This is a genomic window from Winogradskyella haliclonae, from assembly GCF_014635865.1.
Classification (GTDB): domain Bacteria; phylum Bacteroidota; class Bacteroidia; order Flavobacteriales; family Flavobacteriaceae; genus Winogradskyella; species Winogradskyella haliclonae.
The window spans coordinates 441,807-466,651 of sequence record NZ_BMDQ01000002.1 but is presented as its reverse complement, the minus strand read 5'-3'; the positions used below and the strand labels follow the sequence as shown (position 1 = coordinate 466,651).

At 33.3% G+C, this 24,845-nt stretch carries 24 protein-coding genes and 2 tRNA genes; 11 read left to right on the top strand and 15 right to left on the bottom strand.

The window, feature by feature from the left end; genetic code table 11:
• Positions 1-79 precede the first annotated feature (79 nt).
• Genes IEV10_RS10180 through IEV10_RS10165 form a run of 4 tightly spaced genes read right to left on the bottom strand, consistent with a single transcriptional unit; the run spans position 80 to position 2,192 of the window.
• Positions 80-748 carry an MIP/aquaporin family protein gene (locus IEV10_RS10180; RefSeq protein WP_188374613.1) on the bottom strand — a complete coding sequence of 223 codons (669 nt, stop codon included), beginning with the start codon at positions 746-748 and terminating at the stop codon, positions 80-82.
• Entirely contained in the window at positions 748-1,359 is a 612-nt protein-coding gene (locus IEV10_RS10175) for an arsenate-mycothiol transferase ArsC (RefSeq protein WP_188374612.1), read from the bottom strand. Before IEV10_RS10175 ends, IEV10_RS10180 begins: the two co-directional genes overlap by 1 nt.
• Positions 1,360-1,376: 17 nt before the next feature.
• Positions 1,377-1,850, bottom strand: coding sequence for a DUF6428 family protein (locus tag IEV10_RS10170; protein ID WP_188374611.1), 474 nt, complete (start codon positions 1,848-1,850; stop codon positions 1,377-1,379).
• 12 nt (positions 1,851-1,862) lie between these two features.
• Positions 1,863-2,192: an ArsR/SmtB family transcription factor gene (locus IEV10_RS10165; protein WP_188374610.1), complete on the bottom strand. Its 330-nt coding sequence runs from the start codon at positions 2,190-2,192 to the stop codon at positions 1,863-1,865.
• 170 nt (positions 2,193-2,362) lie between these two features.
• On the opposite strand from IEV10_RS10165, the gene IEV10_RS10160 reads away from it, so the two are divergent.
• On the top strand, positions 2,363-3,214 hold the full coding sequence (locus IEV10_RS10160) for a DUF2911 domain-containing protein (protein WP_188374609.1): 852 nt from the start codon (positions 2,363-2,365) through the stop codon (positions 3,212-3,214).
• A gap of 60 nt (positions 3,215-3,274) precedes the next feature.
• On the opposite strand, the gene IEV10_RS10155 is transcribed toward IEV10_RS10160, so the two are convergent.
• From IEV10_RS10155 to IEV10_RS10125, 7 genes are all read right to left on the bottom strand, one after another.
• Complete coding sequence (locus IEV10_RS10155) at positions 3,275-5,071, bottom strand: sodium:solute symporter family protein (protein WP_188374608.1); 1,797 nt, start codon at positions 5,069-5,071, stop codon at positions 3,275-3,277.
• Positions 5,072-5,186: 115 nt separating this feature from the next.
• Entirely contained in the window at positions 5,187-7,709 is a 2,523-nt protein-coding gene (locus IEV10_RS10150; RefSeq protein ID WP_188374607.1) for a PIG-L family deacetylase, read from the bottom strand.
• A gap of 88 nt (positions 7,710-7,797) precedes the next feature.
• Positions 7,798-8,748, bottom strand: coding sequence for a septum formation inhibitor Maf (locus tag IEV10_RS10145; RefSeq protein ID WP_188374606.1), 951 nt, complete (start codon positions 8,746-8,748; stop codon positions 7,798-7,800).
• Positions 8,749-8,776: 28 nt separating this feature from the next.
• Positions 8,777-9,370: a Maf-like protein gene (locus tag IEV10_RS10140; protein ID WP_188374605.1), complete on the bottom strand. Its 594-nt coding sequence runs from the start codon at positions 9,368-9,370 to the stop codon at positions 8,777-8,779.
• Positions 9,370-10,299: a geranylgeranylglycerol-phosphate geranylgeranyltransferase gene (locus tag IEV10_RS10135; protein WP_188374604.1), complete on the bottom strand. Its 930-nt coding sequence runs from the start codon at positions 10,297-10,299 to the stop codon at positions 9,370-9,372. The genes IEV10_RS10140 and IEV10_RS10135 overlap by 1 nt, the downstream gene beginning before the upstream one ends.
• Before the next feature lie 24 nt (positions 10,300-10,323).
• Positions 10,324-10,854 (bottom strand): KdsC family phosphatase, encoded by a 531-nt coding sequence (locus IEV10_RS10130; RefSeq protein ID WP_188374603.1) that lies wholly within the window; start codon positions 10,852-10,854, stop codon positions 10,324-10,326.
• The gene (locus IEV10_RS10125) at positions 10,844-11,644 is read right to left on the bottom strand and encodes a Rossmann-like and DUF2520 domain-containing protein (protein WP_188374602.1); all 801 of its coding nucleotides are present in this window, start codon (positions 11,642-11,644) and stop codon (positions 10,844-10,846) included. The genes IEV10_RS10130 and IEV10_RS10125 overlap by 11 nt, the downstream gene beginning before the upstream one ends.
• Positions 11,645-11,728: 84 nt before the next feature.
• Between IEV10_RS10125 and IEV10_RS10120 the strand changes: the two genes are divergently transcribed.
• From IEV10_RS10120 to IEV10_RS10090, 7 genes are all read left to right on the top strand, one after another.
• Positions 11,729-12,118, top strand: coding sequence for a group III truncated hemoglobin (locus IEV10_RS10120; RefSeq protein ID WP_188374601.1), 390 nt, complete (start codon positions 11,729-11,731; stop codon positions 12,116-12,118).
• A gap of 114 nt (positions 12,119-12,232) precedes the next feature.
• Positions 12,233-15,436 carry a cytochrome c biogenesis protein CcsA gene (locus IEV10_RS10115; protein ID WP_188374600.1) on the top strand — a complete coding sequence of 1,068 codons (3,204 nt, stop codon included), beginning with the start codon at positions 12,233-12,235 and terminating at the stop codon, positions 15,434-15,436.
• A 75-nt stretch (positions 15,437-15,511) separates the two neighbouring features.
• Positions 15,512-15,700, top strand: a complete 189-nt coding sequence (locus IEV10_RS10110; protein ID WP_188374599.1) for a hypothetical protein — start codon at positions 15,512-15,514, stop codon at positions 15,698-15,700.
• 257 nt (positions 15,701-15,957) lie between these two features.
• Positions 15,958-17,364, top strand: a complete 1,407-nt coding sequence (locus IEV10_RS10105; RefSeq protein WP_188374598.1) for an MATE family efflux transporter — start codon at positions 15,958-15,960, stop codon at positions 17,362-17,364.
• 40 nt (positions 17,365-17,404) lie between these two features.
• A complete protein-coding gene (locus IEV10_RS10100) occupies positions 17,405-18,550 on the top strand; it encodes a trans-sulfuration enzyme family protein (RefSeq protein ID WP_188374597.1) in 1,146 nt (381 codons plus the stop codon).
• Between the two features lie 25 nt (positions 18,551-18,575).
• On the top strand, positions 18,576-19,292 hold the full coding sequence (bshB1, locus tag IEV10_RS10095) for a bacillithiol biosynthesis deacetylase BshB1 (RefSeq protein ID WP_188374596.1): 717 nt from the start codon (positions 18,576-18,578) through the stop codon (positions 19,290-19,292).
• Positions 19,293-19,351: 59 nt separating this feature from the next.
• Positions 19,352-19,427: transfer RNA gene (locus IEV10_RS10090), tRNA-His, on the top strand.
• Between the two features lie 59 nt (positions 19,428-19,486).
• Here the strand turns inward: IEV10_RS10090 and IEV10_RS10085 are convergent.
• The 4 genes from IEV10_RS10085 to IEV10_RS10070 form a co-directional block, all read right to left on the bottom strand.
• The gene (locus tag IEV10_RS10085; protein ID WP_188374595.1) at positions 19,487-21,043 is read right to left on the bottom strand and encodes a M28 family metallopeptidase; all 1,557 of its coding nucleotides are present in this window, start codon (positions 21,041-21,043) and stop codon (positions 19,487-19,489) included.
• A gap of 116 nt (positions 21,044-21,159) precedes the next feature.
• Positions 21,160-22,191 carry a M28 family metallopeptidase gene (locus tag IEV10_RS10080; protein WP_188374594.1) on the bottom strand — a complete coding sequence of 344 codons (1,032 nt, stop codon included), beginning with the start codon at positions 22,189-22,191 and terminating at the stop codon, positions 21,160-21,162.
• A gap of 57 nt (positions 22,192-22,248) precedes the next feature.
• Complete coding sequence (locus IEV10_RS10075; RefSeq protein ID WP_188374593.1) at positions 22,249-22,578, bottom strand: membrane-associated sensor domain-containing protein; 330 nt, start codon at positions 22,576-22,578, stop codon at positions 22,249-22,251.
• Positions 22,579-22,582: 4 nt separating this feature from the next.
• Entirely contained in the window at positions 22,583-23,362 is a 780-nt protein-coding gene (locus IEV10_RS10070) for a DUF3108 domain-containing protein (protein WP_188374592.1), read from the bottom strand.
• 200 nt (positions 23,363-23,562) lie between these two features.
• Here IEV10_RS10070 and IEV10_RS10065 point away from each other — a divergent pair.
• The 3 genes from IEV10_RS10065 (at position 23,563) to IEV10_RS10055 (ending at position 24,843) form a co-directional block, all read left to right on the top strand.
• Positions 23,563-23,647, top strand: a tRNA-Ser gene (locus tag IEV10_RS10065).
• Positions 23,648-23,729: 82 nt separating this feature from the next.
• Complete coding sequence (locus tag IEV10_RS10060) at positions 23,730-24,359, top strand: NAD(P)H-dependent oxidoreductase (RefSeq protein WP_188374591.1); 630 nt, start codon at positions 23,730-23,732, stop codon at positions 24,357-24,359.
• 55 nt (positions 24,360-24,414) lie between these two features.
• Positions 24,415-24,843: a hypothetical protein gene (locus IEV10_RS10055; RefSeq protein WP_188374590.1), complete on the top strand. Its 429-nt coding sequence runs from the start codon at positions 24,415-24,417 to the stop codon at positions 24,841-24,843.
• Positions 24,844-24,845 lie beyond the last annotated feature (2 nt).

Genomic DNA, 24,845 nt, shown 5'->3' with positions numbered 1-24,845 from the left:
TAATATAAGAATGTTTAACTATATTATAAAATAGTTAAACAAAATTTAACAACAATACGAAACTCCTTATGGTGTTTAATTAACAGCCCTCATTACAACAGTTGTCATCTTTAACAAGTTTACAGCTTATTACTGCTAAAATTGCTCCAATAAATGGAGCAGTCACGTACAGCCATAAATGCTGTAAATTCCCTGAAATTATGGCAGGGGCTATTGAACGCGCTGGATTCATCGAGGCCTTAGTCATAGGTCCAGCAAACATAGCTTCTAATAAAATAATTCCACCTACGGCAATTGCTGCCATGGTACCAATTTCTTTGCTACCTGTAGAAACGTTAATGATAACCACCATTAGAAAGAAGGTTAGTATAAGTTCTAGAATAAAAGCCTTATAAGGCTCGAAACCTTCTGCTGGATAAGTATGACCATAACTTGTAGAATCGGGGAATAAAAACCATAATACTCCTATTGCTAAAAAAGCACCGACTATTTGAAACAAAATATATCTTGGTACATATTTCCAATTAAACTTTTTTGCAACTGCAAATGCTACTGTTACTGCAGGGTTAAAGTGTGCACCAGAAATCTCTCCAAATGCATAAATCATTGCCATTACAATTAATCCCCAAGTTATGGCTACGCCTACATGAGAAATGTCTCCACCTGTAATTTCGTTAATAGTCATGGCGCCACAACCGCAAAAAACCATAGCAAAAGTGCCAATTAATTCACTAATTTCTTTTTTCATTATGACTTGATTTTAGAAAAAATATATTTCATTTCGGTAGCAATTTGCAGGCTTCGTTCGGTATACTTTTCGTCTTGTAATGGTGTATTATCATATGCTTTGGGGTCTTCATACCTAACAGGAATACGTTGTTCAGCACCGGCTATAAATGGACAATTCTCATCAGCATGAGAACAGGTCATTACTGCTGCAAAATTAGTTTTGGGGTTAAAATTTGCATCAAAAGTCTTAGAAAAACAGATAATAGGAAGTAAGTCTTCAGCAAATTTTACAGCATATACAGGATTCTCCTCGTTTGAAAGTTTATGAATCTCAAATCCTTGTTTTTTAAGAGTGTCACCAACGAAAGGAAACATGGCAGTAGCTTCTGTTCCTCCAGAATAGCAAAATATATTTGCTATTTTGAATTTGTGAGCCATGGTTTGTGCCCATATCTGAGACAAATGACTACGACGTGAATTGTGCGTGCAAATAAAGTTGAGGTTTACAGGTAAGCCTTTGTCTTTTTTTGATTGAATAAACGTTACGAGTTTGTTAAGTATCGTTTTTCTTTCTTCTGATATTGTAGAAAGCTCAAGCGTTTCGATAAGTTGATTTAGTTTTTCGTTCATAATTGGTTTATTAAGTTTTAACAACAACCAGATTCAGGAGAGCAACATCCTGCGGCTTGAGTTTGTAGTTCTGAAAGTTTTAATTTTGGTTTTTCAACTGGTATACCGCAGTTATCTTTTGCCAAACAATCTGTTTGTTTAGATAGCAATAAAAAGTTACCTTCGGAATATCCTAAACTATATTTTCCAATAGTATCTGACTGGTACTCAACCTCAATTTCTACATCTTTCAATTCTAATTTTTCTTCAGAAAGATTGATAATACTTAATAGTTTTTCTGGGTGCAATCTATGGTCATAATCATTAGCTTCCCAGAGTTGAAAATTAATGACACTTTCTTGTCTTAATGTGCCACCACAATCAATAAATGTTTTTGATATTTTACCAACTTCTGTTACGTGAAAATGACTTGGTACTAAGTTGCCATTTGGTAACTTAAACGCAATGGTTTCAAGTTGTTCTAAGTGTGTTTTTATTTCTGATAGTTTCATAATTTATAGGTTTTAACAACAGTTATTCTCTAATGCATCTTGGTTTAAAAATTCGTTTATAGTATTTTTCATATTGGACCAATTGTCTTTGTCAATACAATAGCAAACACTTGTACCTTCAATATTTCCTTTAATTAATCCAATATTTTTTAACTCTTTTAAATGTTGAGATATAGTGGATTGTGCCAAGCCAATTTCTTCAACCAAATCACCACAAATACACGAGTTTGATTGAAAAATATGCTGTAAGATTGCAACTCTTGCCGGATGTGCAAAAGCCTTTGCTAGAGTAGAAATCTTGTTTTGATTGTCTGTAAATATTTCAGATTTAATTAATCCCATATCCTATTAATTTGTTTATTGCAATATTACGATTAATATATGTTATGCCCAATAGTTTTGTCAAAAATGTTCTAGTAAATCGTCACTAATTGATTTTAAGGATTTCTTAACATCTTCTGCTTTGGCTAAGTCTTAATTTTACAAACTAACAAATTCTAACACTATATAAAATGAAAAAATTAGCACTATTAACTTTTGCATTTGCATTATTTTTTTCTGTAAATGCTCAGGTTGAAACGCCACAACCAAGTCCTTTTTCTAAAATTGAGCAGAAGGTCGGATTAACAGATATTACTATAGAATATTCTAGACCAAGTGTTAAAGGACGTCAAATATTTGGTTCTTTAGAGCCTTATGGAGGAAACATTTGGAGAACTGGAGCAAATAAGAATACAATCATTACTTTTAGTGATGACGTAACTATTGCTGGACAAGATGTAAAAGCGGGTTCTTACGCTATTTTCACAAGATTAAATTCTAAAACAGATTGGGATGTTATGCTGTATGCTGATACTGAAAATTGGGGAGCACCAGCAGAGTGGGACGATAGCAAAGTCGTAGCTTCGGCAAAAGTTGAAGTGATGGAAATTCCTTTTAATGTTGAAACATTTGCAATAGATATTAATAGCATTACAAACAATGGTGCTCATCTAGAGTTGATTTGGGAAAAAAGCTATGCCGCTGTTCCATTTACAGTTCCAACAGAAGATAAAGTTCAAGCGACTATAGACAAAGCATTAGCTGGACCTGGTATGGGAGATTATTATAATGCTGCGGTGTATTATACTACAGAAGGAAAAGACCCTCAACTCGCTAAGAAATGGATGGATAAAGCCTTGAGTATGGTTGATAAGCCACGTTTTTGGCATTTAAGACAAAAATCTTTGGTATATGCTGCCGCAGGTGATAAAAAAGGAGCCATTGAAGCTGCTAAGGCGTCATTAGCTGATGCAAAGAAATCAAACAATGCAGGTTATGTGAAAATGAATGAAGATTCATTAAAAGAATGGGGCGCATTGTAATTATTTAATTTTAAGTAAAAAAAAGGCGGCTTATATTTTAAGTCGCTTTTTTTATTGATTTTACTTAGACTTTGTTACACTTTGAATAAGATTAGTAATTACAATAACTAGTACACATCCAAATAAATTTAGCCATAGGTAGGGCATCCAATCATACCACCAACCAACGATTATAATTACTTGGGTAATTAAGGCTCCAGTAAATACTGCATTACCTTTAATATGTTTAAAGAAAAAAGCCAATAAGAAAATACCTAGTACGTTTCCATAAAAAATAGAACCAATGATGTTTACAAGTTGAATGAGATTTTCTGCTAGATTAGCAAAGCAAGCAATTATTATAGCAACGATACCCCAACCCAATGTAAACCATTTGGTCACTCTTACCATGCTAGCATCATCTTTTTTCTCTTTTATATTTCGTCCATATAAATCTATCGAAGTAATTGTGGCAAGTGCATTAATCTCTGAAGCTGTTGAGGACATAGCAGCAGATAATATAACGGCTAACAATAACCCAATTAGACCAACAGGTAATTGATTAAGGATAAATCTAATGAACATATAGTCTCGATCATTAGTTTGCGTATCCTTGGCTGCGGATTTGTACAATGTATTTAATTCTTCTGACTTTGAAATGTATGTTTCACTCTTGGGATTTGATTTTAGAGCTTCGACTTCAGATTTTAAGGCATTGTATTTAGTGGTGTAAGCAGAATCAATTGCTTTTTTGATTAGAAATTTAGATTCTAGGCGATACGTTTTTTCAACACTATCTAGTTTAGAAATTTTTTCGATTAAAATAGCACTTTCGTTTTTGGCCAATGAAAGACTTAACTCCTTTTTCTCAGTAAAAAGTAGGTTTTGCTTTTGCTGTAAGGATCTATATTCATCTCCGTACTCTGAAGTCAAAACTGTTTTTGTTGAGGCATCGATAAAGTTTAATGGAGATGGATTAAATTGATAAAAAACGAATACCATAATACCAACAAGTAGAATAAAAAACTGCATTGGTACTTTAAGTAAACCGTTAAAAAGTAGTCCCATTTGCATTTCTTTCATGCTTTTTCCGGAGAGGTAACGCTGAACTTGACTCTGATCTGTACCAAAATAAGAAAGCGCTAAAAATGTTCCGCCAATTAAGCCAGACCAAACCGTGTATCTATTTTCTAAATCAAATGAAAAATCAAGAACTTCCATACGTCCACTTGCACCTGCAATTTCTAATGCATCTCCAAAAGTGACTTCATCAGGAATTAAATTTAAAGTGATAAAAAGTGCGGCAAGCATACCAGCAAAAATGACAAACATTTGCTGTTTTTGAGTTACGGTAACAGCTTTTGTTCCACCAGAAACTGTATAGATAATGACTAAAACACCAATGATAATATTGAGGTAAACAATGTTAATGCCTAAGACTATAGATAAAATAATTGCTGGAGCAAAAATGGTTATACCTGCTGCCAAACCGCGTTGAATTAAAAATAGAATAGCGGTTAAGCTTCTTGTTTTTAAGTCAAAACGATTTTCTAAAAATTCATAAGCTGTGTAAACCTTTAAACGATGATATAGTGGAATAAAAATAGCACAGATAATAACCATTGCAATGGGTAAACCAAAATAAAACTGTACAAAGCCCATACCATCAGAAAAAGCTTGGCCTGTGGTCGATAAAAACGTTATAGCACTAGCTTGCGTCGCCATAACGGAAAGGCCAATAGTCCACCATTTAGTAGAGTTTCCACCTTTTATATAATCTTGTGCGCTTTTATTATTTCTAGTAACCCAAGTACCATAGCCAACTATTGTTAATAGGGTAGCGGCTAGTACCGTCCAGTCAATCCAACTTAAAACCATACTAAAATGCTTGAGTTATGAGGTAAAACAAAATGATATAAATAAGATTTGCTACAAGTACAATGGTATACGATTTTAACCATGGTTGCTTTTCTGGAGATTGTTGTTCCATAGATTAATCGTTTAGTTTTGAGTTTGGTGTATTCTCTTTTCCTGCAGATAGTAAATTTGCGAATAGTCGATAGGCTCCAGGAACTCCAGCAGGGAATTCTCTAAAGAAACTCAAACCAGTATAGATGTAATTCCCTTTTCCGTATTTAGCAACTAATAAACTTCCTTTTTTAGCAGACTCTCCTTTGTCATTTGCAGAAAACAGCGGTGTAAATTCTTCTCCCCATTTGTTTGGGAAGTACAAGCCACGTTCTTGTACCCAACCTTTAAAGTCATTTTCTGTAATCTTATTTGGAAAGTTTAATACGGGATGATTAGGTTCAAGAATTGTAATCTCAGCATTTTCGTCAGTAACTCTATCACGTGATAACTTTAATTCATATGGCGCTATTTTATCGACTTTTATTCTTCTACTGGTATTGTATTGTACAATAAGGTTTCCACCATCATTTACATAATCTAGTAAGTATTTTTGCTTGAACTTTAAGTCATCTAAAATATTATAAGCTCTAATGCCAACAACTATCGCATCAAAATCACTTAGATTATCGGCAGTGATTTGCTCAGGTTTAATAATGGTAACCTTATAGCCAATTTGTCTTAAACTTTCCGGAACAACATCTCCAGCACCTTCTATATAGCCAATATTATTTCCTTTTTTCTGAATATCTAGGCGCACCAATTTACTTTCACTTGGCAAATAAACCGTTTGATATGGGATATGTGCATAATCAATTTCTACAAGCTCTTTGGTATAAAACTCATCATCCAAATTTACCATAGGTGTAATTAATCCTTCACTTTGATTTTTTGGCGGAATGACGGTAAACACTAATGTTTGAGCATCTCCTTTATTTTCGATTTTAATTTTTTGTTTCTCAGGGAAAACACTCCAATCGTTTGGATAGGCCATTTGTACATAGCCTTCAATATTATTTTTGCCAGCTTTTACAACAACTTCGATTTCTTTTTGCTTATCATTTTCAAAAATGAAAACCTTGTCTTTAAGGCTAGCAGATACAGGTGGTACAATCTCGAAAGGACGGTATAATTCACCCTTATCAGGTTTAGAATATCTGTAAACTACAGGTTTGGTAATAGGAATTAATACATTTTCAATATTTAAATTGAATGTAATATTAATTGCTCTTGGTGTTTCAGGCTTACCAATTAGAGTCTGGTCTGCAACATCGTACATGCCTAAACTCCCTTTTTTAGTTAACCAATAGGCAGACGTATATGATGTGTTATTCGGTATTGTAATGCCTTCTTCGAGATTAATCCTTTTATTTTTTTGAAGGCTAATATTTTTAGTGACAGCATTTTTTAAAGAGGTCATAGAATAAGACACTAATTGAATATTAGTATTACTTCTATTTAAAGCTTCAATTCTTAATTGTACAGCTTCGTTTTTAGTTGCTGTTGGGCTATTAGCCGAAACCTCTAGATACAAGCCGGTACAAGCTTGAATGATTGTTTTTAGTTCTTCTGTTTTAATGTTTTTCCAATGCTCATCTTCTACATTTTGAAGCAATTGATAGGCTCTAACCAATTCTGGAATGTGAATAGAAGGGTTTGCAAAATTGAAATTTGCCTCAACATTTTCTAATAGGTCTCCTATGGCTTTTCCACCATCAATTCTGTTCCAGCTAATATCTATACCGGCAAATGGACTATCACCATCAAGAGGTTTTCCTTTTAAGAACTCAATATATTCGTCTTGAGTTCCACGGGAAGTCATGCGGCCAAACCCTTGACACAAATGTTGACTACTTGCAATAGACGCCAATTCGTTATTGGATAATCCTTTTAATGGATAGTAAATACCCACATCAAAGTTGAGCATATTGCTTTTATCTACTTTTTCGAAAGCTTCACGACTTCCGTAACGCCACCATGATGTATTGTAGAATATACGTTGTGGCTGCCAAGTGTCTGTATACTTTAATTGTGATGCGTATTTTGAAGCATCGTTTACCAAGTCAAATGCCTCTAAACTTAGCATTGCAGAACTCGTGTGATGCCCATGTGTTCTTCCAGCTCTTCTGTGGTCAAAACGGTTTATAATAATGTCTGGTTTAAATTGACGAATATTCCAAACCACATCGGCTAAAACTTCATCTTTATCCCATATATTTAAAGTCTCATCAGGATGCTTGGAAAAACCAAAGTCATTAGCGCGAGTAAAACGTTGTTCTCCACCATCAACGCCTCTTGCAGCTAGTAACTCTTGTGTACGCATAATTCCTAGTAATTCTCTTATTTCTGGACCAATAAGATTTTGACCACCATCGCCACGAGTTAAAGACAAATAAGCTGTACGTGCCTTAACTTCATTGGACATGTATGCAATTAAGCGTGTATTTTCATCATCGGGATGCGCAGCTACATAAAGCACAGAGGCTAATACATTGAGCTTTTGTACGGCTTCATATATTTCTGATGAATTTAGTTTTTTTGGTTGTTGTGCATTTACAGAATATGTAATAGCAATAAGGAATAAGATACCTAGTTTTATGCGATGCATAGTGTTTTAGTTAGTTACTTCTCAAAGGTAAAAAAGTTACTATGCCGTGTATGAGATTTTAGATTTATTTAACGGTTATAAGAATGTATTATTTCAACCCTAAAGTTTCTCTTAAACCTTCATCTGCATTAGAGTTTTTGCCCCAATAAGCAGATTTTATGGTTTTAATTTTGGTAGCTTTAGTTGTCAAGAGCTTTGCATTTGGCCCATAACCATCCCGAAACGTTTCTTCCCAACCCATAATGTCATGTGGAAACTCTTGATTAAAATTGATTTTTAGTGTTCTATTTAAATCTGGGTAGAAAAGTGTATAAGCATCATTTTTTAACTCTGCTTCGGCTTCGTAAGCTTTAAATTTACCATGCTTTAATCGCATATATTCTAATGACGGAATGGCTTTTATTTTTCCAGTAGGAAGTGATTTTGGGTTAATACGTAACTGGGTCCATAATTGATTTTCTGTTATAGATTTTTCGAGAGATATTTCTTGGTCAGCTTCAGATTGAAAATAGGAGTGAGACTTAATTTCAAAATCATCTCTATTATTTAATTGTGCGTATACATGACCACACCATTCCTGTATTGAAGCAGACACTTTTATAGCATGTTTGTTATTAGAAACAGGATAGAATGTACTCTGCATTATTGAATACGGATAAATGCCAGTATTAAAATTCTTTGTAGCATTCAATTTTAGAACAGGGATATTGTCTTTACTGTAGTTATCTGCCTTTACTTGTATCTCTGGTAAAAAATCTTCGGTTACAAAAACCAATACAGCTTTACCGTCTCTAATCTCGCCGTAACGTGCTTGCTCTAATTTATAAGATGTTATTTCTGCTTCGCCAGCATACCAATACTCATTAAAATCTTTTGATAACTCAAAAGCAGGCTTTAGAATCTCAGGCTTTTTTTCGGCTTTAGCAATGATTGTATTATCTGATTCTTGCTTTGATATTTCATCTTTGCAAGAAATTGCAATAACAAAAGCACAAATAAAACTCACAAAAACTGTGATGCTTTTTACAGAATTATTCATTTCAATTTTTTTGTTTTAAAGATACGATTTATTCGTCTTTAGAAATGTTAATTAACGTTTCGTATAGGATGTGTGTTGGTAGACCAACTACATTGTTATAAGAACCTTCAATAGAAGTAATGCCTATAGCTCCAATCCATTCTTGGATGCCATATGCACCAGCTTTGTCAAAAGGCTTATAGGTTTTTATATAATACCAAATCTCTTGATCTGTTAGTTTTTTGAAGGTTACTCTGGTAGTTGTATTCACTACTTTTTGTTTGTTTTTTTGAGTAAAACAAACAGAAGAGATAACATCATGTGTCCCATCACTCATAGATTTAAGCATGCTAAAAGCGTCTTGTTCGTCTTTTGGTTTGCCAAGTGCTTTATTATTGTGCCAGACAATTGTGTCACTTGTAATTAAGATGTCGTTAGACTTTAAATCTAAAACAAAAGGCTTGGCTTTTAAGTTAGATAAGTAGTCTGTGATTTCTTCACGCTTCAAATGTTCTGGATAAACTTCCTCTATGGGCTTAAGAATTATCTCAAATTCTAAGCCTAAGTCTTTGAAGAATTGGTGGCGTCTTGGAGAACCTGATGCTAAAATAAGACGATATGGCTTTAGAATCTCTTTCAGCATTATTTGAGGAGAATAAATTGAAATAGTAATAATGATAAAACACCAGTTAGCATTATCAGTTTTAAAACGGTACTAATGTGTTTGTAATCTTTTTTATGCGTGGCATTGAAGAGTTTTATTGTACTATAAATCATCGGGGCTACGATTAGAATAAGAACATAGCCAATAGCCATAGGTTGTTTGTAGAGGTTGTTAGAAAGATAAAAAACAATAATCATCAGGGGAATTAATGATAGGATAAAAACGAGTTTTGTTGCTCTACTTCTTCCTAAAAGTATAGGCATGCTTTGTATATTCATTTTATAATCTCCGTCTGTGTCTTCAATGTCTTTTACTAACTCTCTGAGTAAATTAATCATAAAGGCAAAGATGGCATAGTCCTTAATAAGGCTCAGAAAGAATAATTGTGAAGATTTATTGCTATCACTAATCACAGGAATTAAATCGAAAATACCTACCAAAAGAATACTTAAACTTACTAAACCAGCTATTACTATATTACCTATTAATGTGATTCGCTTTAGATAAGTAGAGTAGAGGTACAATAACCCAGATGTGATAATAAATAAAACAAAAAATGCAGATTTATCAACAGCTCTTGATATTAAAAAACCTGAAACAACACCTATAATATTCAATATGATAAATAGGTTTGTTGCTGATTTTTCAGAGATTTGCTTACCGATGATTACAGAATCGGGTTTATTAATCGTATCTGCTTCAACATCTTCTATATCATTAATAATATAACCAGCAGCAGCAATTGATATGGTTGCTATTACCAGCAAAATAAAGCCAAGAGGTGTTAATGCAGTATCTAATCCGTAATCTACTTTTAAGGGTTCTAAAAGTGCATACTTTATTAGAAGCTGCGCAAGTATTATTAGTAGAAGATTTTTCCAGCGAATAAGTTTAAAAAAGTATATCATAGATGGTTGTACAGAAGACTGATTTTAATCATACTTGGCATTAAAATTACCATTCCATTTGCCTTGTACTTTAAGTACTTGTTCAATAACATCTCTAACGGCTCCTTTACCACCATTCTTGTGAGAAATATATTTAGAAACCTCTTTTATTTCTGGTACAGCATCCTGAGGACAACATGGTAAAGCCACTAGCTTCATTACTGGATAATCCGGAATATCATCTCCCATGTAGAGCGTTTGGTTATTGGCAATTTCGTTTTTGCTGAAATAATCATTGAGTTGCTCAATCTTGTTATGAGCGCCTAAATAAATATCCTTAATGCCCAAACCACTAAGTCTTTTACGAACACCTTCGTTAGACCCTCCAGAAATAATACAGACATTGTAACCCGCATCAACAGCTGTTTTTAGAGCAAATCCGTCTTTAATATTCATTGTGCGAAGCATTTCGCCATCTGTAGTCACAGTCACAGAACCGTCAGTTAATACACCATCAACATCAAAAATAAATGTCGTAATATCATTTAAGTATTCTTTATAGCTTTTATCGTTCATTATTATTTTTTCGTTTTATATCAAAGCGATATTTAATACCGTGTGTTTTCTGAATTGATTTTGTCATCAATTTATAGATGTCTTGATGTTCTTCGTCTTTAATAAGCTTTAAATGCTTTTTCAAAGTTTTTTTATCATTTCGTTTTGCTGGACCAGTTTGTGCCATGTATGGAGACATGTCTTGAACTTTGTTTGCAGTTTCTAAAATCAGAGGTTTTAGTATCTCAAAATTAATACTTTTTGCGTCACTTATTTCATGTGCAATACGGTACATTTGATTCGTAAAATTATTTACAAATACAGCTGAAAGATGCAGTGTTTGTCGCTGTTCGGTTGAAATTTTATAATGCTTGCTTCCTATAGCTTCTGCTATAGTTTTAAGAGTTTGTAATCTGCTTTTATCTTCAGTTTCAATACAAATAGGAACAGTCGAAAAATCAATTTCAGCATCTTTAGAAAAACTCTGTAGCGGATAGAAAACACCTCTCGAATTTTTTTTATCCAAATCGTGAAGACTCACACTTCCAGATGTATGAACAATAAAACGATTGTCAAAAGGTAATAACTTAGATAAATTTGCAATGGCATCATCGCTTACTGCAATTATGTAAATGTCTGCTTCTTTTAATTGTGATAAGTCATCAATAACTTCAGTGTCATTTTCAAAACTTTTTATAGCATCATACGAGCGATTATACCATTGTTTTATTTCAACAGAATCTGAAGCTGAAAATGCGTTATATAAGTGAGAAGCTACATTACCAGCTCCAAGTAATATTACTGAAATCATACTGCTAAAATACTAAGAAATCTACCGAGACAAAAATACTCTTAGTCTCAATAACTTAAAATTAAAACCTACCTTTGGTAGTGTATGAAAAAGACAGATATTAAAACTCGAGAAGATATCTATTTATTAGTTTCTTCATTCTATCAAAAGATTAGAAGAGACAAGGTTTTGGGCCCTTTTTTTAATGAAACAATTAAGAATTGGGAAGAGCATTTACAGCACTTAACCACATTTTGGGAATCGAGTTTGTTTCTAAAAACAAAGTTTACGGGTAATCCCTTAAAAGCTCATGTTAATGTAGATGCTAAGCATAATAATAGTATTACTGAGTTGCATTTTGGATTATGGTTAAACTTATGGTTTGAGACCATAGATGAGTTATTTGAAGGCGATTATGCAGAGAATGCTAAACGCCGAGCACGTAAAATGGGTACTTTCTTGTATTTGAAGATTTTTGAAGCTCGAAATTCATGACAAAATAAAGACTATAGTTTCTTAAAGAAATTTAACAACTTTTAGTATAAACTCTAGGCTAGAAAAATCGGTTAAAAGGCTTATCTTTGCACGAGCTTAAAATAAGCATACACTATGCAAAAGAAAATCGCTAATTTCCTATTTTCCACAAGACTTACTGCCACTTTATTTATTGTTTTTGCCGTTGCCATGGCTGTCGGTACTATTTTAGACCGCAACATGGATACTTCGCCAACCCCTTTTACAAGACATTACATATATAATGCTTGGTGGTTTGAAGCTATAATGGTCTTTTTTCTTATCAACTTTTTTGGTAATATCGGAAGGTATCGTCTATGGCGCAAAGAGAAATGGGCTACTTTGATTTTACATTTGTCGTGGATATTCATTATCGTAGGTGCGGGAGTGACACGCTATATTGGTTATGAAGGCGCTATGCCCATTAGAGAAGGAGAAACTGCGAACCAGATGCTATCTCTTAAAACTTATATTCAAGGTCGAATAGTAGGAGATTATAAGGTCAAAGGACAACTACAACAACGTAATATTCAAGAAGAAGTTGATTTTTCTCCACGTCTAGATAACGATTTTGAAAAAACTTTTGATTACGGTAATACCGAAGTTACAATTAAGTTAAAAGAGTTTATTGTTGGTGCCGAAAAGGATGTCATTCCTAATGATAATGGAAAATCATACTTAAAGATAGTTGAAGCTGGAAATGGAAAGCCACATAATCACTTTTTAGAAGAAGGTCAAGTTCAGAGTATTCATAACATTCTTTTTTCATTAAATAAATATCAAGAAGGTGCTATAAATATAACCAACACAGATGATGGTATTTTTATCAATTCGCCCTATGATGGTGAGTATTTAACGATGGCTACGATGCAACAGGGTAAATTAGTCAAAGATAGTTTACAACGTTTAGCGCTGCGTTCTCGTTATATCATAGGAAATATGCAGATTGTAATTCCTAATCCTGTGTTAAAGGGCGAGTTTGGAGTGGTTAAAAAATCTAGAATATTAAAAAATGATGAAGACGGACTTATTATAGATGTTACTGCAAATGGCGAGACTAAAGAAATTGGATTAATTGGTGGAAAAGGCACTTATGGGGGTTTAGAAAAAATTGAAGTTGGTGGATTAGATATTGAAATGCTATATGGATCTAAAATAATAGAATTGCCTTTTTCAATAAAGTTGAATGATTTTATTGCTGAAAAATATCCAGGAACACAGAATGTTCCAAAATCATTTGAAAGTAAAGTGACAGTATTTGATAATGAAAAAGAAGATTTTGATTATCGAATTTATATGAATAATGTATTAGACCATAAAGGCTATCGTTTTTTTCAATCAGGCTATGATCCAGATGAAAAAGGGACTATCCTCTCTGTAAACCATGACATGTGGGGAACTTACATCACCTATGCGGGATATTTATTACTCTATTTTGGACTTATGGCTATCATGTTTTCAAAGAATACACGTTTTGATGAATTAAGAAAACAGCTTGAAAGGCTTAAAAAGAAAAAGACAAAATTATTAACAGGATTGTTACTTTGTATAGGCTTGTTTGGCTTCTCTCAAGATCATTCTGCAAATGATGGTCACAATCACAATAAAGAAAATAAGCGACCAACAAAATCACAGTTAGATTCTATTTTAAAGGTAAACATAACACCAAAAGAGCATGCCGATAAGTTTGCTAAGATGGTGATTCAAGATGTTAGCGGGCGTATGATGCCAATGCATACCTATGCCTCAGAGGTATTGCGTAAGTTAAGTAAAAGTGATACTTATGAAGGGTTAGAAGCAACTCAAGTCCTATTGTCTATTCAAGAAAGTCCACAACTTTGGTATAATATTCCAATTATTTATTTAGCTGCTCGAAAAGCCGATTCTGTTCGAGGTATTATTGGAGTAGATACATCTGTAAAATATGCTAGTTTACTAGATTTTATTAATCCTGACGGTACCTATAAGTTAGAACCTTATTTAGAAGATGCCTTTAGTGCTCAAATACCTAATGGGTCGCAAAAAGAAATTAAAATGGCTTACGAGCGTTTGAGCCTCCTTTCGGATTTAATAGAAGGACGCTCACTTAAAGTATTCCCAGTACCAAATGACGAAAACAATACTTGGATTTCGTCTTATGAATTCAAGGCCGGTCGTTTTAAAGATGAAATAAAACAAACAGATTCTTTATATGGTAACTTTATAAGAAATGGTTTTGCTTATTATTTAATGACTTTAAATAATGCCAAACAAAAAAATGATTTCACCAATGCAGATAGATTACTTGAAGATTTTAAATCCACTCAAAAAAAGCTCGGTAGTGACGTGATGTTATCCGATGAAAAAGTTAGAACAGAAATAGCATATAACAAATACGATATTTTCAAGAAACTTTTCAGTTGGTATATGTATGCAAGTACTTTACTATTTATTCTTATCATATGGCAAATACTCAAGCATAGAAGTAAAGCTCTAGAAGTAGCTATTAAGATTTTAGTAGGTGTTATTATTTTCTTGTTTATTCTTCATACTGGAGGATTAATTACGCGTTGGTATTTATCTGGTCATGCACCTTGGAGTGATGCATATGAATCCTTGATATATGTAGCCTGGGCTACAATGTTGTTTGGTTTACTCTTTGGAAGAAAAAGTAGATTAACATTAACAGCATCTGCTTTTGTGGTATCAGTAATTTTAATGGTTGCACATTGGAATTGGATGGACCCAGCTATTGGTAATTTGCAGCCTGTTTTACAAGGGTATTGGTTAATGATACATGTGTCAGTTATTGTAGCCAGTTATGGGCCTTTTGCTATAGGTATGATACTTGGACTTGTATCGTTATTCTTAATGATTATTACAACAAAAGAAAATAAAGAGAGAGTAGGCTTGAATATTAAAGAAATAACCATTATTAATGAGATGGCTTTAACCGTAGGTTTGGTTATGCTAACTATAGGTAATTTTCTTGGTGGTATGTGGGCAAACGAAAGTTGGGGACGTTATTGGGGTTGGGACCCAAAAGAGACATGGGCATTGATTAGTATAATGTTTTATGCGTTTGTTATACACATGCGATTGGTACCAGGATTACGAAGTAAATGGTTATATAACTTATTATCTGTATTAACATTTGCTAGTATCTTGATGACTTACTTTGGTGTTAACTTTTATTTGTCAGGTTTGCATGCTTATGCAAGTGGAGATCAAATAATAAGTTTTCAGTTTATAGCAATTACATTAGGTATTATTACCATAGTTGCCTTTTTCGCTTATAAAAAATATAAACAGCATTACTAGCATATTTATTTTACTAGAATTTATTGAAGTAAAATTCATTTTTGTTAACTTGTTGGCATAAAACCAACTCATTAAATGAATAACTTCAAAAAGTTAGGCACTGCAAACTTCTTAATGCTTGCATTATGTGCAGTCATAATTATTGTAGCAGAATACTTATTCTTAACTGGTGATAAATTGCATGGTATCTTTGTAGGCCTATGGGCTCCAACGTTATTAGGTGTGATGATTTACCTTAAAATTCTTAACAATGGAGGCAGATGATATTGTATTTTGGTTTTCTATTGTTGTTTCTGCACTAGTAGCACTTTGGGCATTTTTTATTATTAGAGCCTACAATAATATTGGTAAAAGAGATTAATTACTTAATAGAACTCCTTTCTAATTGAAAAATAATGTGCATATTTGACATTATGATAGCATAAGTTAACCTTTCGGAAAAATTGTCGCTTCCTCTGCGATGTCTTAATTATCAAGTAATAGTATTACTTGATACATTTTATATTAAACTTATTTCAACTATGCAATCAAACAAAATCTCAATAAAACAATTTTTTAAATATTTTAAAATCGCTGTTTCTGGCAAGGAACAAGATTTTACTTCTGGTAGTATCCGAAGAGCCGTCTTTATGTTATCCATTCCAATGATATTGGAAATGCTTATGGAATCTATTTTTGCTATCGTAGATATTTTTTACGTCTCTCAAGTTAGCGTTAATGCTGTAGCTACTATTGGTCTTACAGAATCAGTTATTACTCTTGTATATGCTGTTGCAATTGGTCTTAGTATGGCTGCTACTGCTATTGTAGCAAGACGTATTGGTGAAAAAGATAATGAAGGTGCTTCTCAGGCAGCAGTTCAAGTTATTTTTCTTGGTATTATCGTTGCTGCCCTTATCAGTGCAATAGGAATATTATATCCTAAAGAGATTCTTGGTCTTATGGGCGGAGAAGCTGATCTCATTGAAGAAGGCTATGGTTATACACAAATACTTTTAGGCGGCAACGTAACCATTATGTTACTCTTTTTAATCAATGCCATTTTTAGAGGTGCAGGAGACGCTTCAGTTGCTATGTGGGCTTTAATTGTTTCTAATAGCTTAAATATTATTTTGGACCCAATATTTATTTTTGGATTTGGACCAATTCCTGCTTATGGTGTACAAGGTGCTGCAATAGCTACAACAATTGGTAGAGGTACAGCAGTTATCTTTCAATTATTTGTATTGTTCTACGGATGGAGTCGTATTAAAGTTGGTCTCAAGGATCTCATGATAAGAGTGGCTGTTATGGTTAATCTCATAAAAGTTTCACTTGGTGGTATTGGACAATTCTTAATAGGAACATCGTCATGGGTCTTTTTAATGCGTATAATGAGCGAATTTGGTAGTGAAGTATTAGCAGGTTACACAATTGCTATTCGTGTTATGATGTTTACATTAATGCCAGCATGGGGAATGAGTAATGCAGCGGCTACATTAGTTGGTCAAAATTTAGGAGCTAAGAAACCAGACCGTGCAGAACAATCTGTATGGAAAACCGGAAAGTACAGTGCTGCTTTTATGGGTATAGTTTCTGTTATATATTTATTATTTGCACCCCAAATAGTTGGGTTGTTTTCTCAAGAAGCTGAGGTAGTTAGAAATGGAGCGCTATGCCTTAGAATTATTGCAGCAGGCTATATTTTCTATGGCTATGGTATGGTAGTTATTAATGCCTTTAACGGAGCTGGTGATACAAAAACACCAACTTGGATAAACTTTATATGTTTTTGGTTATTTCAATTACCGTTTGCTTACCTCATGGCGTTGACATTTGATTTTGGACCATTAGGCGTATTTTTAGCTATAACTTTGGCTGAGGTTCTCATCGTAATTTTAGGTATTTTTTGGTTTAAAAAAGGATATTGGAAATCAGTAAAAGTATAGCACACTTTTCATTACTTTTATGGTAATAAAAATGCACAATATGTCAGAAAAGAAATTAGGTGTAAATACAATCTGTACTCATGTTGGTGAAATTAAAGATAAGCAGTTTAAAGGCGCTGTCTCTCCAATGTATTTGAGCTCTTCCTATGAGTTTTTAGATGTGGATGTTAAGCGATATCCTCGTTATTTTAATACGCCAAACCAGGAGTATTTATCAAAAAAAATAGCTGCATTAGAAGGTACTGAAACCGCTATGATATTTGGGTCTGGAATGGCAGCGATTAGCCATATGTTTTTGGCTTTTTTAAGTAAGGGTGACCATTTAGTCGTACAGAATACACTGTATGGAGGCACAGTGAATTTTATAAAAGAAGAATTCCCAAAGTATGGCATAGAATATACCTTTACAAATGGTTATGAAGTAAAAGATTTTGAAGCAGCAATTCAGTCAAATACAAAACTGATACATATTGAAACACCTTCAAATCCTTTGCTTACAATTACTAATATTAAAGCTATTGCTGAGCTGGCAAAGTCAAAAGGGATATTAACTTCCATTGACAATACATTTGCCTCACCTATAAATCAAAACCCGGCTAGCTACGGTATTGATATGGTAATGCATTCCGCTACTAAATATTTTGGAGGTCATAGCGATATTTGTGCAGGAGCTGTAGCAAGTTCAAAAGAACATATGGATCGTATTTGGAACGTATCAAAGAATTTAGGAGGAAGCCTAAGTGATATGACGGTTTGGATGCTAGAACGTAGTATGAAAACCTTGGGATTGCGTGTAAAAGCCCAAACAAAAAGCGCTTTAAAACTTGCCAAATGGTTAAATAAACATCCAAAAGTTTCTAAGGTATATTATCCAGGGTTAAAATCACATCCCGAGTATAAATTAGCAAAAGCCCAAATGAAAGGCTTTGGTGCTATGTTATCTTTTGAATTAGATAAAAGTTTAGATTCCGAAACCTTTCAGAAGGCTTTAAAATTGATAAAATCTTCTATGAGTTTAGCAGGAATAGAGAGTACAGTTATTTCTCCACATTTGACTTCACATGCATTATTAACTCAAGAAGAACGTAACGCTGTAGGTATAAGTGACCAATTGATTCGTTTTTCAGTTGGAATAGAAAACCTTAAAGATTTAAAGAAGGATATTGAACAAGCTATGAATGCATAGCTAATGATGTTTTAAAAATATTATGATGAAATTAGACATATTAGCCATTGGCGCTCATCCTGATGATGTAGAGTTAGGATGTGGTGGCACAGTAGCCAAAGAAGTTGCCAACGGAAAAAAGGTAGGTATTCTTGATTTAACACGTGGAGAGTTAGGGACACGTGGAACAGCAGAAACCAGGGATCAAGAAGCTGCTGATGCTGCACAAATATTAGGTGTAGCAGTTAGAGAAAATGTAGCTTTTGCGGATGGTTTTTTTGTTAATGATAAGGCACATCAATTAGAAGTCATTAAAATGATTAGAAAGTATCAGCCAGAAATTGTGCTTTGTAATGCTATTGATGATAGACACATAGATCATAGAAAGGGAAGTCAACTGGTTAGTAATGCTTGTTTTTTAAGCGGATTAATTAAAATTGAAACTGAGATAAATGGGAAAAGTCAATCATCATGGCGACCAAAAGCAGTTTATCATTATATACAATGGAAAGATTTAAAGCCTGATGTTGTAGTAGATATAACTGGTTTTATGGAACAAAAAATGGCATCTGTATTTGCTTATAAAACACAGTTTTATAACCCTGATAGTAAAGAACCAGAAACACCAATATCTAGTAAGAATTTTTCCGATAGTATTGAGTATCGTGCAAGAAACACTGGCCGTATGGTAGGAGTAGAACATGCTGAAGGTTATACTGTTGAACGTTTTCCTGCTGTGGAAAGCTTATTTGATTTAAAATAAGTTAAAAAAAGCCTTTGCAGAAAATGGGAAATAATTTACATTTGCAGTCCTATTAAAATGGTGGTTGTAGCTCAGTTGGTTAGAGCGTCGGTTTGTGGTACCGAAAGTCGTGGGTTCGAGCCCCATCTTCCACCCAAAAAAAAGCCTTTCAAATTTGAAAGGCTTTTTTTGTTTGTATTATGTTATAAAGATTATTATTCAGCTTTATCTACGACAATGCGCTCATCTCTATTAGCAACTTCCCATGCTGTATGAAACACTAAGCGAGTTCTGTTTTCTAACAAATCGTATTCAATTTTATCTGGTGTATCACTTGGTTTGTGATAATCAGCGTGAGTTCCGTTGAAATAGAAAATTACAGGAACATTATTTTTGGCAAAATTATAATGATCAGAACGGTAATAATAACGGTTAGGATCATTTTCATCATTGTATGTGTAGTCTAATTCTATGTTAGTATACTTTTTATTGACGTCTTCAGATAGTTCATGCAACTCTGTACTTAATTTGTCACTACCAATAAGGTAAACATAGTTACGGTCACCTTCCTTACGCTTAGGGTCAATTCTACCTATCATATCTATATTAAGATCAGCAACAGTATTTTTAAGAGGGTAAATAGGATCCATATCTGTGTAATATCTAGATCCTAAAAGACCTTTTTCTTCACCAGTAACATGTAAAAACAATATAGAACGCTTAGGTGTGTGTCCGTTTTTTACTGCTTCTTGAAAAGCTTCAGCTATTTCTAAAATTGCAACTGTACCGGAGCCATCATCATCCGCACCGTTATATACTTGACCGTTTTTAATACCTTCATGATCTAAATGCGCAGATATAACTAATACTTCATCAGGCTTTTCAGACCCTTTTATAAAAGCTACAACATTTTCTGACATGATGTCCTCAGCTTTTCTTTCAGCTTTCAATGTTAGGTTTGTACTCAAAACTTTAGCTGAACCATCTTCAGATATTGAGTCATGTAATGCCTTAGCCAAGTTTTCTTCAATCATAAGAAAAGCAAAATCATCACTTTTAGTCTTTAAAGATAACCTTCCTGAGATGCCTCTTTTGTAGAATGGCGCATATCTAGAAAACAAATTGCCATCAAAATATAACATTGCTTTTGCACCATTATCTTTAGCTGCATTTCTTTTACTAGATAGTGATTGACGACCATTTGTCCATTTTGTATTTTCTGTTGTTCCAGAAGTTATGTAGTTTCCACTTGCATCTTTTGGTTCGCCCGCTTTCGCTAAAACAATCTTTCCTTTAACATCTACATCTTTATAATCAGAATAATTATCTGCATCAATACCGTGACCTACATATACGATTTCTGATGCTTTTAAGTCTAAGCTTTTGGAGATTGCTAAGACTATATGATTAGTGTAGGCATCGTAAGACGTTCCGTTAACCATAATTTCTGCTTCTGCTACTTGTTGTTTTTGAAGCGGCACTTCTTGAAAGTAATTATCATTATTATAGGGTGAAGAAATTCCCATGGACATGTACTGTTCTTTTAAATACTCGACAGCCATTTTTTGACCTTTCTCTCCAGTATTTCTTCCTTCAAATTCATCAGAAGCATATTTATACAGCAAGGTCTTAAGCTCATCTTGCGTTATGGTTTTAGCATAGTCTACAGGATTGGCAACACTTTTACTTGAAGCATTTGAGTTATTACCTTTTCCGCTACCACAGGCAAATATGATAGTAGATAAACATATGATAGGAACTAATTTTTTCATTATGTAATTGAATTTTGTTTTCGGTTAATTATGACTGCATTTAGTCTTAGGTTTAAAAATAACTAAATATTGAGGAGTAAAAACACAAATCAATATTTGATTAACATACTTTAACATCAAAGCACTTCTTTTGCAGGCGGATTATCAGAATTTGCCACATACCAAGCAGTTGCAAAAATTAACTGAGCTCTTTTCTGAAGCACTTTATAATTGATTTTTTCTACAGTGTCTGTTGGCTTATGATAATCTTTATGCTCACCATTAAAAAAGAAAATTACAGGTATGTTTTTTAGAGCAAAATTATAATGATCTGAACGGTTGTAGTATCTGTTTGAGTCATTTAAAGCATTGTATTTATAATCTAGTTCTAGATGTGTAAACTCTTCATTAGCTTTTCTAACTATGAAATCTAACTCTGTACTAATACGGTCAGAGCCTATTAAATAAATATATTCTTCATTGTCTTCATGCCTTTTGTCTACACGACCAATCATATCTGTGTTTAAATTTGCCACTGTATTTTCTAAAGGAAAAGCGGGATTTTCAGTATAAAAAAGAGACCCATAGAGGCCATATTCTTCAGCGGTCAAATGCAAAAAAACGATACTTCGTCTTGGTCTGTGTCCATTTTCAACTGCTAATTGAAAAGCTTGTGCAACCTCCATAATTGCAGATGTGCCGGAAGCATTGTCATCAGCACCATTATGTATTTTACCATCAATTACACCCATATGGTCTGAGTGCGCAGAGACTACTAAAACTTCTTCTGGAAATTCTGAACCTTCTATATAAGCGATTACATTTTGAGAGACTTTTAATTCTTCCGGTAAATAAGACTTTGGTATAGTTTGAAAATAATCAGGATACGCCTTTGGTGCTTTTATTTGTAGAGAATCGTAATACTTTCGGATATAATCACAAACTTCATTGTGTCCATCAGCACCAGCTCTACGACCAGCATACTTATCCGAGGCAATTTCATTAAGGTGGACTTCTAAGTCTTCAGTAGTAATTGTATTTAGATACGTTTCTACAGGGGCTTTTTCAGAATAAGATATTGAGTTTTTTAAATTATCAACTTTTTCACTATGTCGTTGATTAGAACATGTACCAACTAAAAGTAGTAGGGGAACAACTAATATCTTCATTTATACTAAATTATTGAAGCTCAAAAATAAAGGAAAAATTAGAATTGAATAAAAAATCTAATCATCAATTTCTAGGTCTTCTAATTCTTTTATAGCCTCTTCTTCAGAAGATTCATCTAATTTTTCGAGCTCTTCAGTATTGTCAACTTCAGTTTCTTGGAATATGCTCTTATAGATTACAAATGATAACGAAATAATGGATAGCAAGAAAACATATTGTATGGCCTTAGTCTTTATCTGTTTTTTCTTTGCTAAGTAGAGTAGTGCTATACCACAAATAAAAGCTATAATAATTGGAAATACAGCTATTTTGTAGAGTGGCGTAACTGATAATATAACACTTAATATAGCAGAAATGAACCCTAGAATTATTAGTAGTTTTTTCATAATATTAGTTTTTTAAACCTGAGGCTGACTTAATTTTTAATTCACCATTGCCTACAGGGATTTTAAATTTTGCTAGTACAGGAACTTTATTTGCATCAGCCGTTAACCATATAACATTAGAGTTATTTCCTTTAAGCAAATCTGAACCTCTAAGGCTTATGGCTATTTTATAGCATTCTTTACGTCCAATATTTGATGCAATAGTTTCTTTTCCTAAATATTTAAACACTACTGTAGATTCTTCATTATCAAACAATACTTTAAAGCTAGAAGAGTCTCCAACCTTAGCTTTATTAATATCTAAATTTCGTAATGTATATAGTGTTGCTACCAAATCTTTTGTTGAGCTACTAATATTTAAGGTTTTCTTTTCTTCCCATATAGTGCCATCGCTTCGACGTTTCTTTTTTATACTCTCAACTGATTTTGATTTGCGCCTGTATTTGTATTGCATAAATTTGTAATACCCACCTTCATTAATATCACGTTTATACAAATATGGCGTTAAACTGGTTGGGCTAACATAGCTCTCGTATAAGTCTCTAACCTTAAAAAAACTATCGAAGCTGCTAAATGTTGTAGCTCTACATTTTAAACGCATCAAAGTGCTTTTTGAAGTACTTACTTTACTGGTTTCCATTGTTACTTGAGCAATGTCTGTAAGTAGACCAGATATGTTATATGACGCAGTAAAGACTAATTTCTCTCCAAAGCCAATAGTCTTGTTTTGTGCAGAGAGTAAAACTCCAGTAAAAAGAATAAACGTAAGTGATAGTCGTTTCATTGATTAAAGTTTTTTTAATAACGAAGTATTAAACATTTATTGTGCCGAAAATACAATGGATTATTAAAATTGAATACTTTTTGTTGAATAATTCGATGCTTTAGTTATTATTTTAAATAAATAGAAAAAAGCCTTGGCAAAAGCAAAAAAGGATTTTATATTTGCATCCGCATTTAGGTAATACCTAATGAGACACTCAAGGAGAAATGGCAGAGTGGTCGAATGCACCAGTCTTGAAAACTGGCGAGGGTCACACCTCCGGGGGTTCGAATCCCTCTTTCTCCGCAAAAGCTTCATCAAATTTTGATGAAGCTTTTTTTGTGGATTACTTCAATATAACATTCCGTATTTTTGCAAAAAAAAGTCTATGAACGTTATTGAGCAATTAAAATGGCGGTACGCAACCAAAAAGTTTGATGCCACTAAATCTATATCTCATGAGCAATTATCAATACTTAAAGAGGCCTTTAACCTTACGGCATTATCTTATGGCCTGCAAACCCTAAAGCTTGTAGTCATTGAAGATAAAGTTAAGCGAGAAGCTTTAGTAGAACATTCTTATAATCAGCGTCAGGTCGTTGATGCTTCGCATTTATTGATTTTATGTATTCAAAATGAAATTGATAATAGCGATGTAGATGAGCATTTTGAAAATATTACTGCAATTAGGAATACGCCAGAATCAATCTTGGAGCCTTTTAAGAATCAATTAAAGTCTACAATTAAAACGATGCCAGAAGCAAAAAAAATCGATTGGGCAACACGTCAAGCTTATATAGCTTTAGGCAATTTGATGACAGTTTGTGCGTTAGAGAAGATTGATAGCTGTCCTATGGAAGGCTTTAACCCTGAGGCTTATGATAAAGTGCTAGGATTATCAGAAAAAGGATTGAAATCAGTATTGTTGTTACCAGTAGGCTATAGAGCAGAAGACGATATGTTTTCTACATTAAAAAAAGTTAGAAAATCTATAGATGCTACAGTAATAGATTTATAGTTTTTAGCTTAAGTATATCAAAGTGTTATATTTGTTTTTTGATAAATTTTATGATATGAAAAATTACATATTTTTAGTTTTGCTGTGTTTGGTATCTATGCCAGTTTTATCGCAAAGTATTGTTTGGGAAACAGACTATCCTACGGCACTAAGTAAGGCTCAAAAGGATAATAAAATTTTAGTTATTTATTTTAATAATGGACAGAGCCCAAATATAGAACGTGTAATAAAGAAGCGCATTTTAAAATCGGATGAGTTTAAAAATAATTCAAACAGTATTGTTGGATTATTAATTGAGGATGCAAATAATAATGAGAAGCATAGATATAATAGTAGAGTTATTTCAAGTTATAACAAGAATAAAGTATTTCCTGCTATAACAGCGGTACGCTTTAAAACAAGAAATTACTTGCCTTTGCTTACAAAATTTGAAGATGCAAATATTGAACTCTTCTTAAATGAATTTAAAGATTTATCTAATTAACT

What these genes read in the sequence shown, in the direction of transcription:
- IEV10_RS10150 (WP_188374607.1), bottom strand. Translation starts at nt 7,709, where the DNA reads ATGCATCGCATAAAACTAGGTATCTTATTCCTTATTGCTATTACATAT.
- IEV10_RS10055 (WP_188374590.1), top strand. Translation starts at nt 24,415, where the DNA reads ATGAAAAATTACATATTTTTAGTTTTGCTGTGTTTGGTATCTATGCCA.
- IEV10_RS10145 (WP_188374606.1), bottom strand. Translation starts at nt 8,748, where the DNA reads ATGAATAATTCTGTAAAAAGCATCACAGTTTTTGTGAGTTTTATTTGT.
- IEV10_RS10135 (WP_188374604.1), bottom strand. Translation starts at nt 10,299, where the DNA reads ATGATATACTTTTTTAAACTTATTCGCTGGAAAAATCTTCTACTAATA.
- IEV10_RS10085 (WP_188374595.1), bottom strand. Translation starts at nt 21,043, where the DNA reads ATGAAAAAATTAGTTCCTATCATATGTTTATCTACTATCATATTTGCC.
- IEV10_RS10075 (WP_188374593.1), bottom strand. Translation starts at nt 22,578, where the DNA reads ATGAAAAAACTACTAATAATTCTAGGGTTCATTTCTGCTATATTAAGT.
- IEV10_RS10130 (WP_188374603.1), bottom strand. Translation starts at nt 10,854, where the DNA reads ATGAACGATAAAAGCTATAAAGAATACTTAAATGATATTACGACATTT.
- IEV10_RS10180 (WP_188374613.1), bottom strand. Translation starts at nt 748, where the DNA reads ATGAAAAAAGAAATTAGTGAATTAATTGGCACTTTTGCTATGGTTTTT.
- IEV10_RS10160 (WP_188374609.1), top strand. Translation starts at nt 2,363, where the DNA reads ATGAAAAAATTAGCACTATTAACTTTTGCATTTGCATTATTTTTTTCT.
- bshB1 (WP_188374596.1), top strand. Translation starts at nt 18,576, where the DNA reads ATGAAATTAGACATATTAGCCATTGGCGCTCATCCTGATGATGTAGAG.
- IEV10_RS10165 (WP_188374610.1), bottom strand. Translation starts at nt 2,192, where the DNA reads ATGGGATTAATTAAATCTGAAATATTTACAGACAATCAAAACAAGATT.
- IEV10_RS10140 (WP_188374605.1), bottom strand. Translation starts at nt 9,370, where the DNA reads ATGCTGAAAGAGATTCTAAAGCCATATCGTCTTATTTTAGCATCAGGT.
- IEV10_RS10100 (WP_188374597.1), top strand. Translation starts at nt 17,405, where the DNA reads ATGTCAGAAAAGAAATTAGGTGTAAATACAATCTGTACTCATGTTGGT.
- IEV10_RS10105 (WP_188374598.1), top strand. Translation starts at nt 15,958, where the DNA reads ATGCAATCAAACAAAATCTCAATAAAACAATTTTTTAAATATTTTAAA.
- IEV10_RS10170 (WP_188374611.1), bottom strand. Translation starts at nt 1,850, where the DNA reads ATGAAACTATCAGAAATAAAAACACACTTAGAACAACTTGAAACCATT.
- IEV10_RS10120 (WP_188374601.1), top strand. Translation starts at nt 11,729, where the DNA reads ATGAAAAAGACAGATATTAAAACTCGAGAAGATATCTATTTATTAGTT.
- IEV10_RS10080 (WP_188374594.1), bottom strand. Translation starts at nt 22,191, where the DNA reads ATGAAGATATTAGTTGTTCCCCTACTACTTTTAGTTGGTACATGTTCT.
- IEV10_RS10070 (WP_188374592.1), bottom strand. Translation starts at nt 23,362, where the DNA reads ATGAAACGACTATCACTTACGTTTATTCTTTTTACTGGAGTTTTACTC.
- IEV10_RS10175 (WP_188374612.1), bottom strand. Translation starts at nt 1,359, where the DNA reads ATGAACGAAAAACTAAATCAACTTATCGAAACGCTTGAGCTTTCTACA.
- IEV10_RS10125 (WP_188374602.1), bottom strand. Translation starts at nt 11,644, where the DNA reads ATGATTTCAGTAATATTACTTGGAGCTGGTAATGTAGCTTCTCACTTA.
- IEV10_RS10110 (WP_188374599.1), top strand. Translation starts at nt 15,512, where the DNA reads ATGAATAACTTCAAAAAGTTAGGCACTGCAAACTTCTTAATGCTTGCA.
- IEV10_RS10060 (WP_188374591.1), top strand. Translation starts at nt 23,730, where the DNA reads ATGAACGTTATTGAGCAATTAAAATGGCGGTACGCAACCAAAAAGTTT.
- IEV10_RS10155 (WP_188374608.1), bottom strand. Translation starts at nt 5,071, where the DNA reads ATGGTTTTAAGTTGGATTGACTGGACGGTACTAGCCGCTACCCTATTA.
- IEV10_RS10115 (WP_188374600.1), top strand. Translation starts at nt 12,233, where the DNA reads ATGCAAAAGAAAATCGCTAATTTCCTATTTTCCACAAGACTTACTGCC.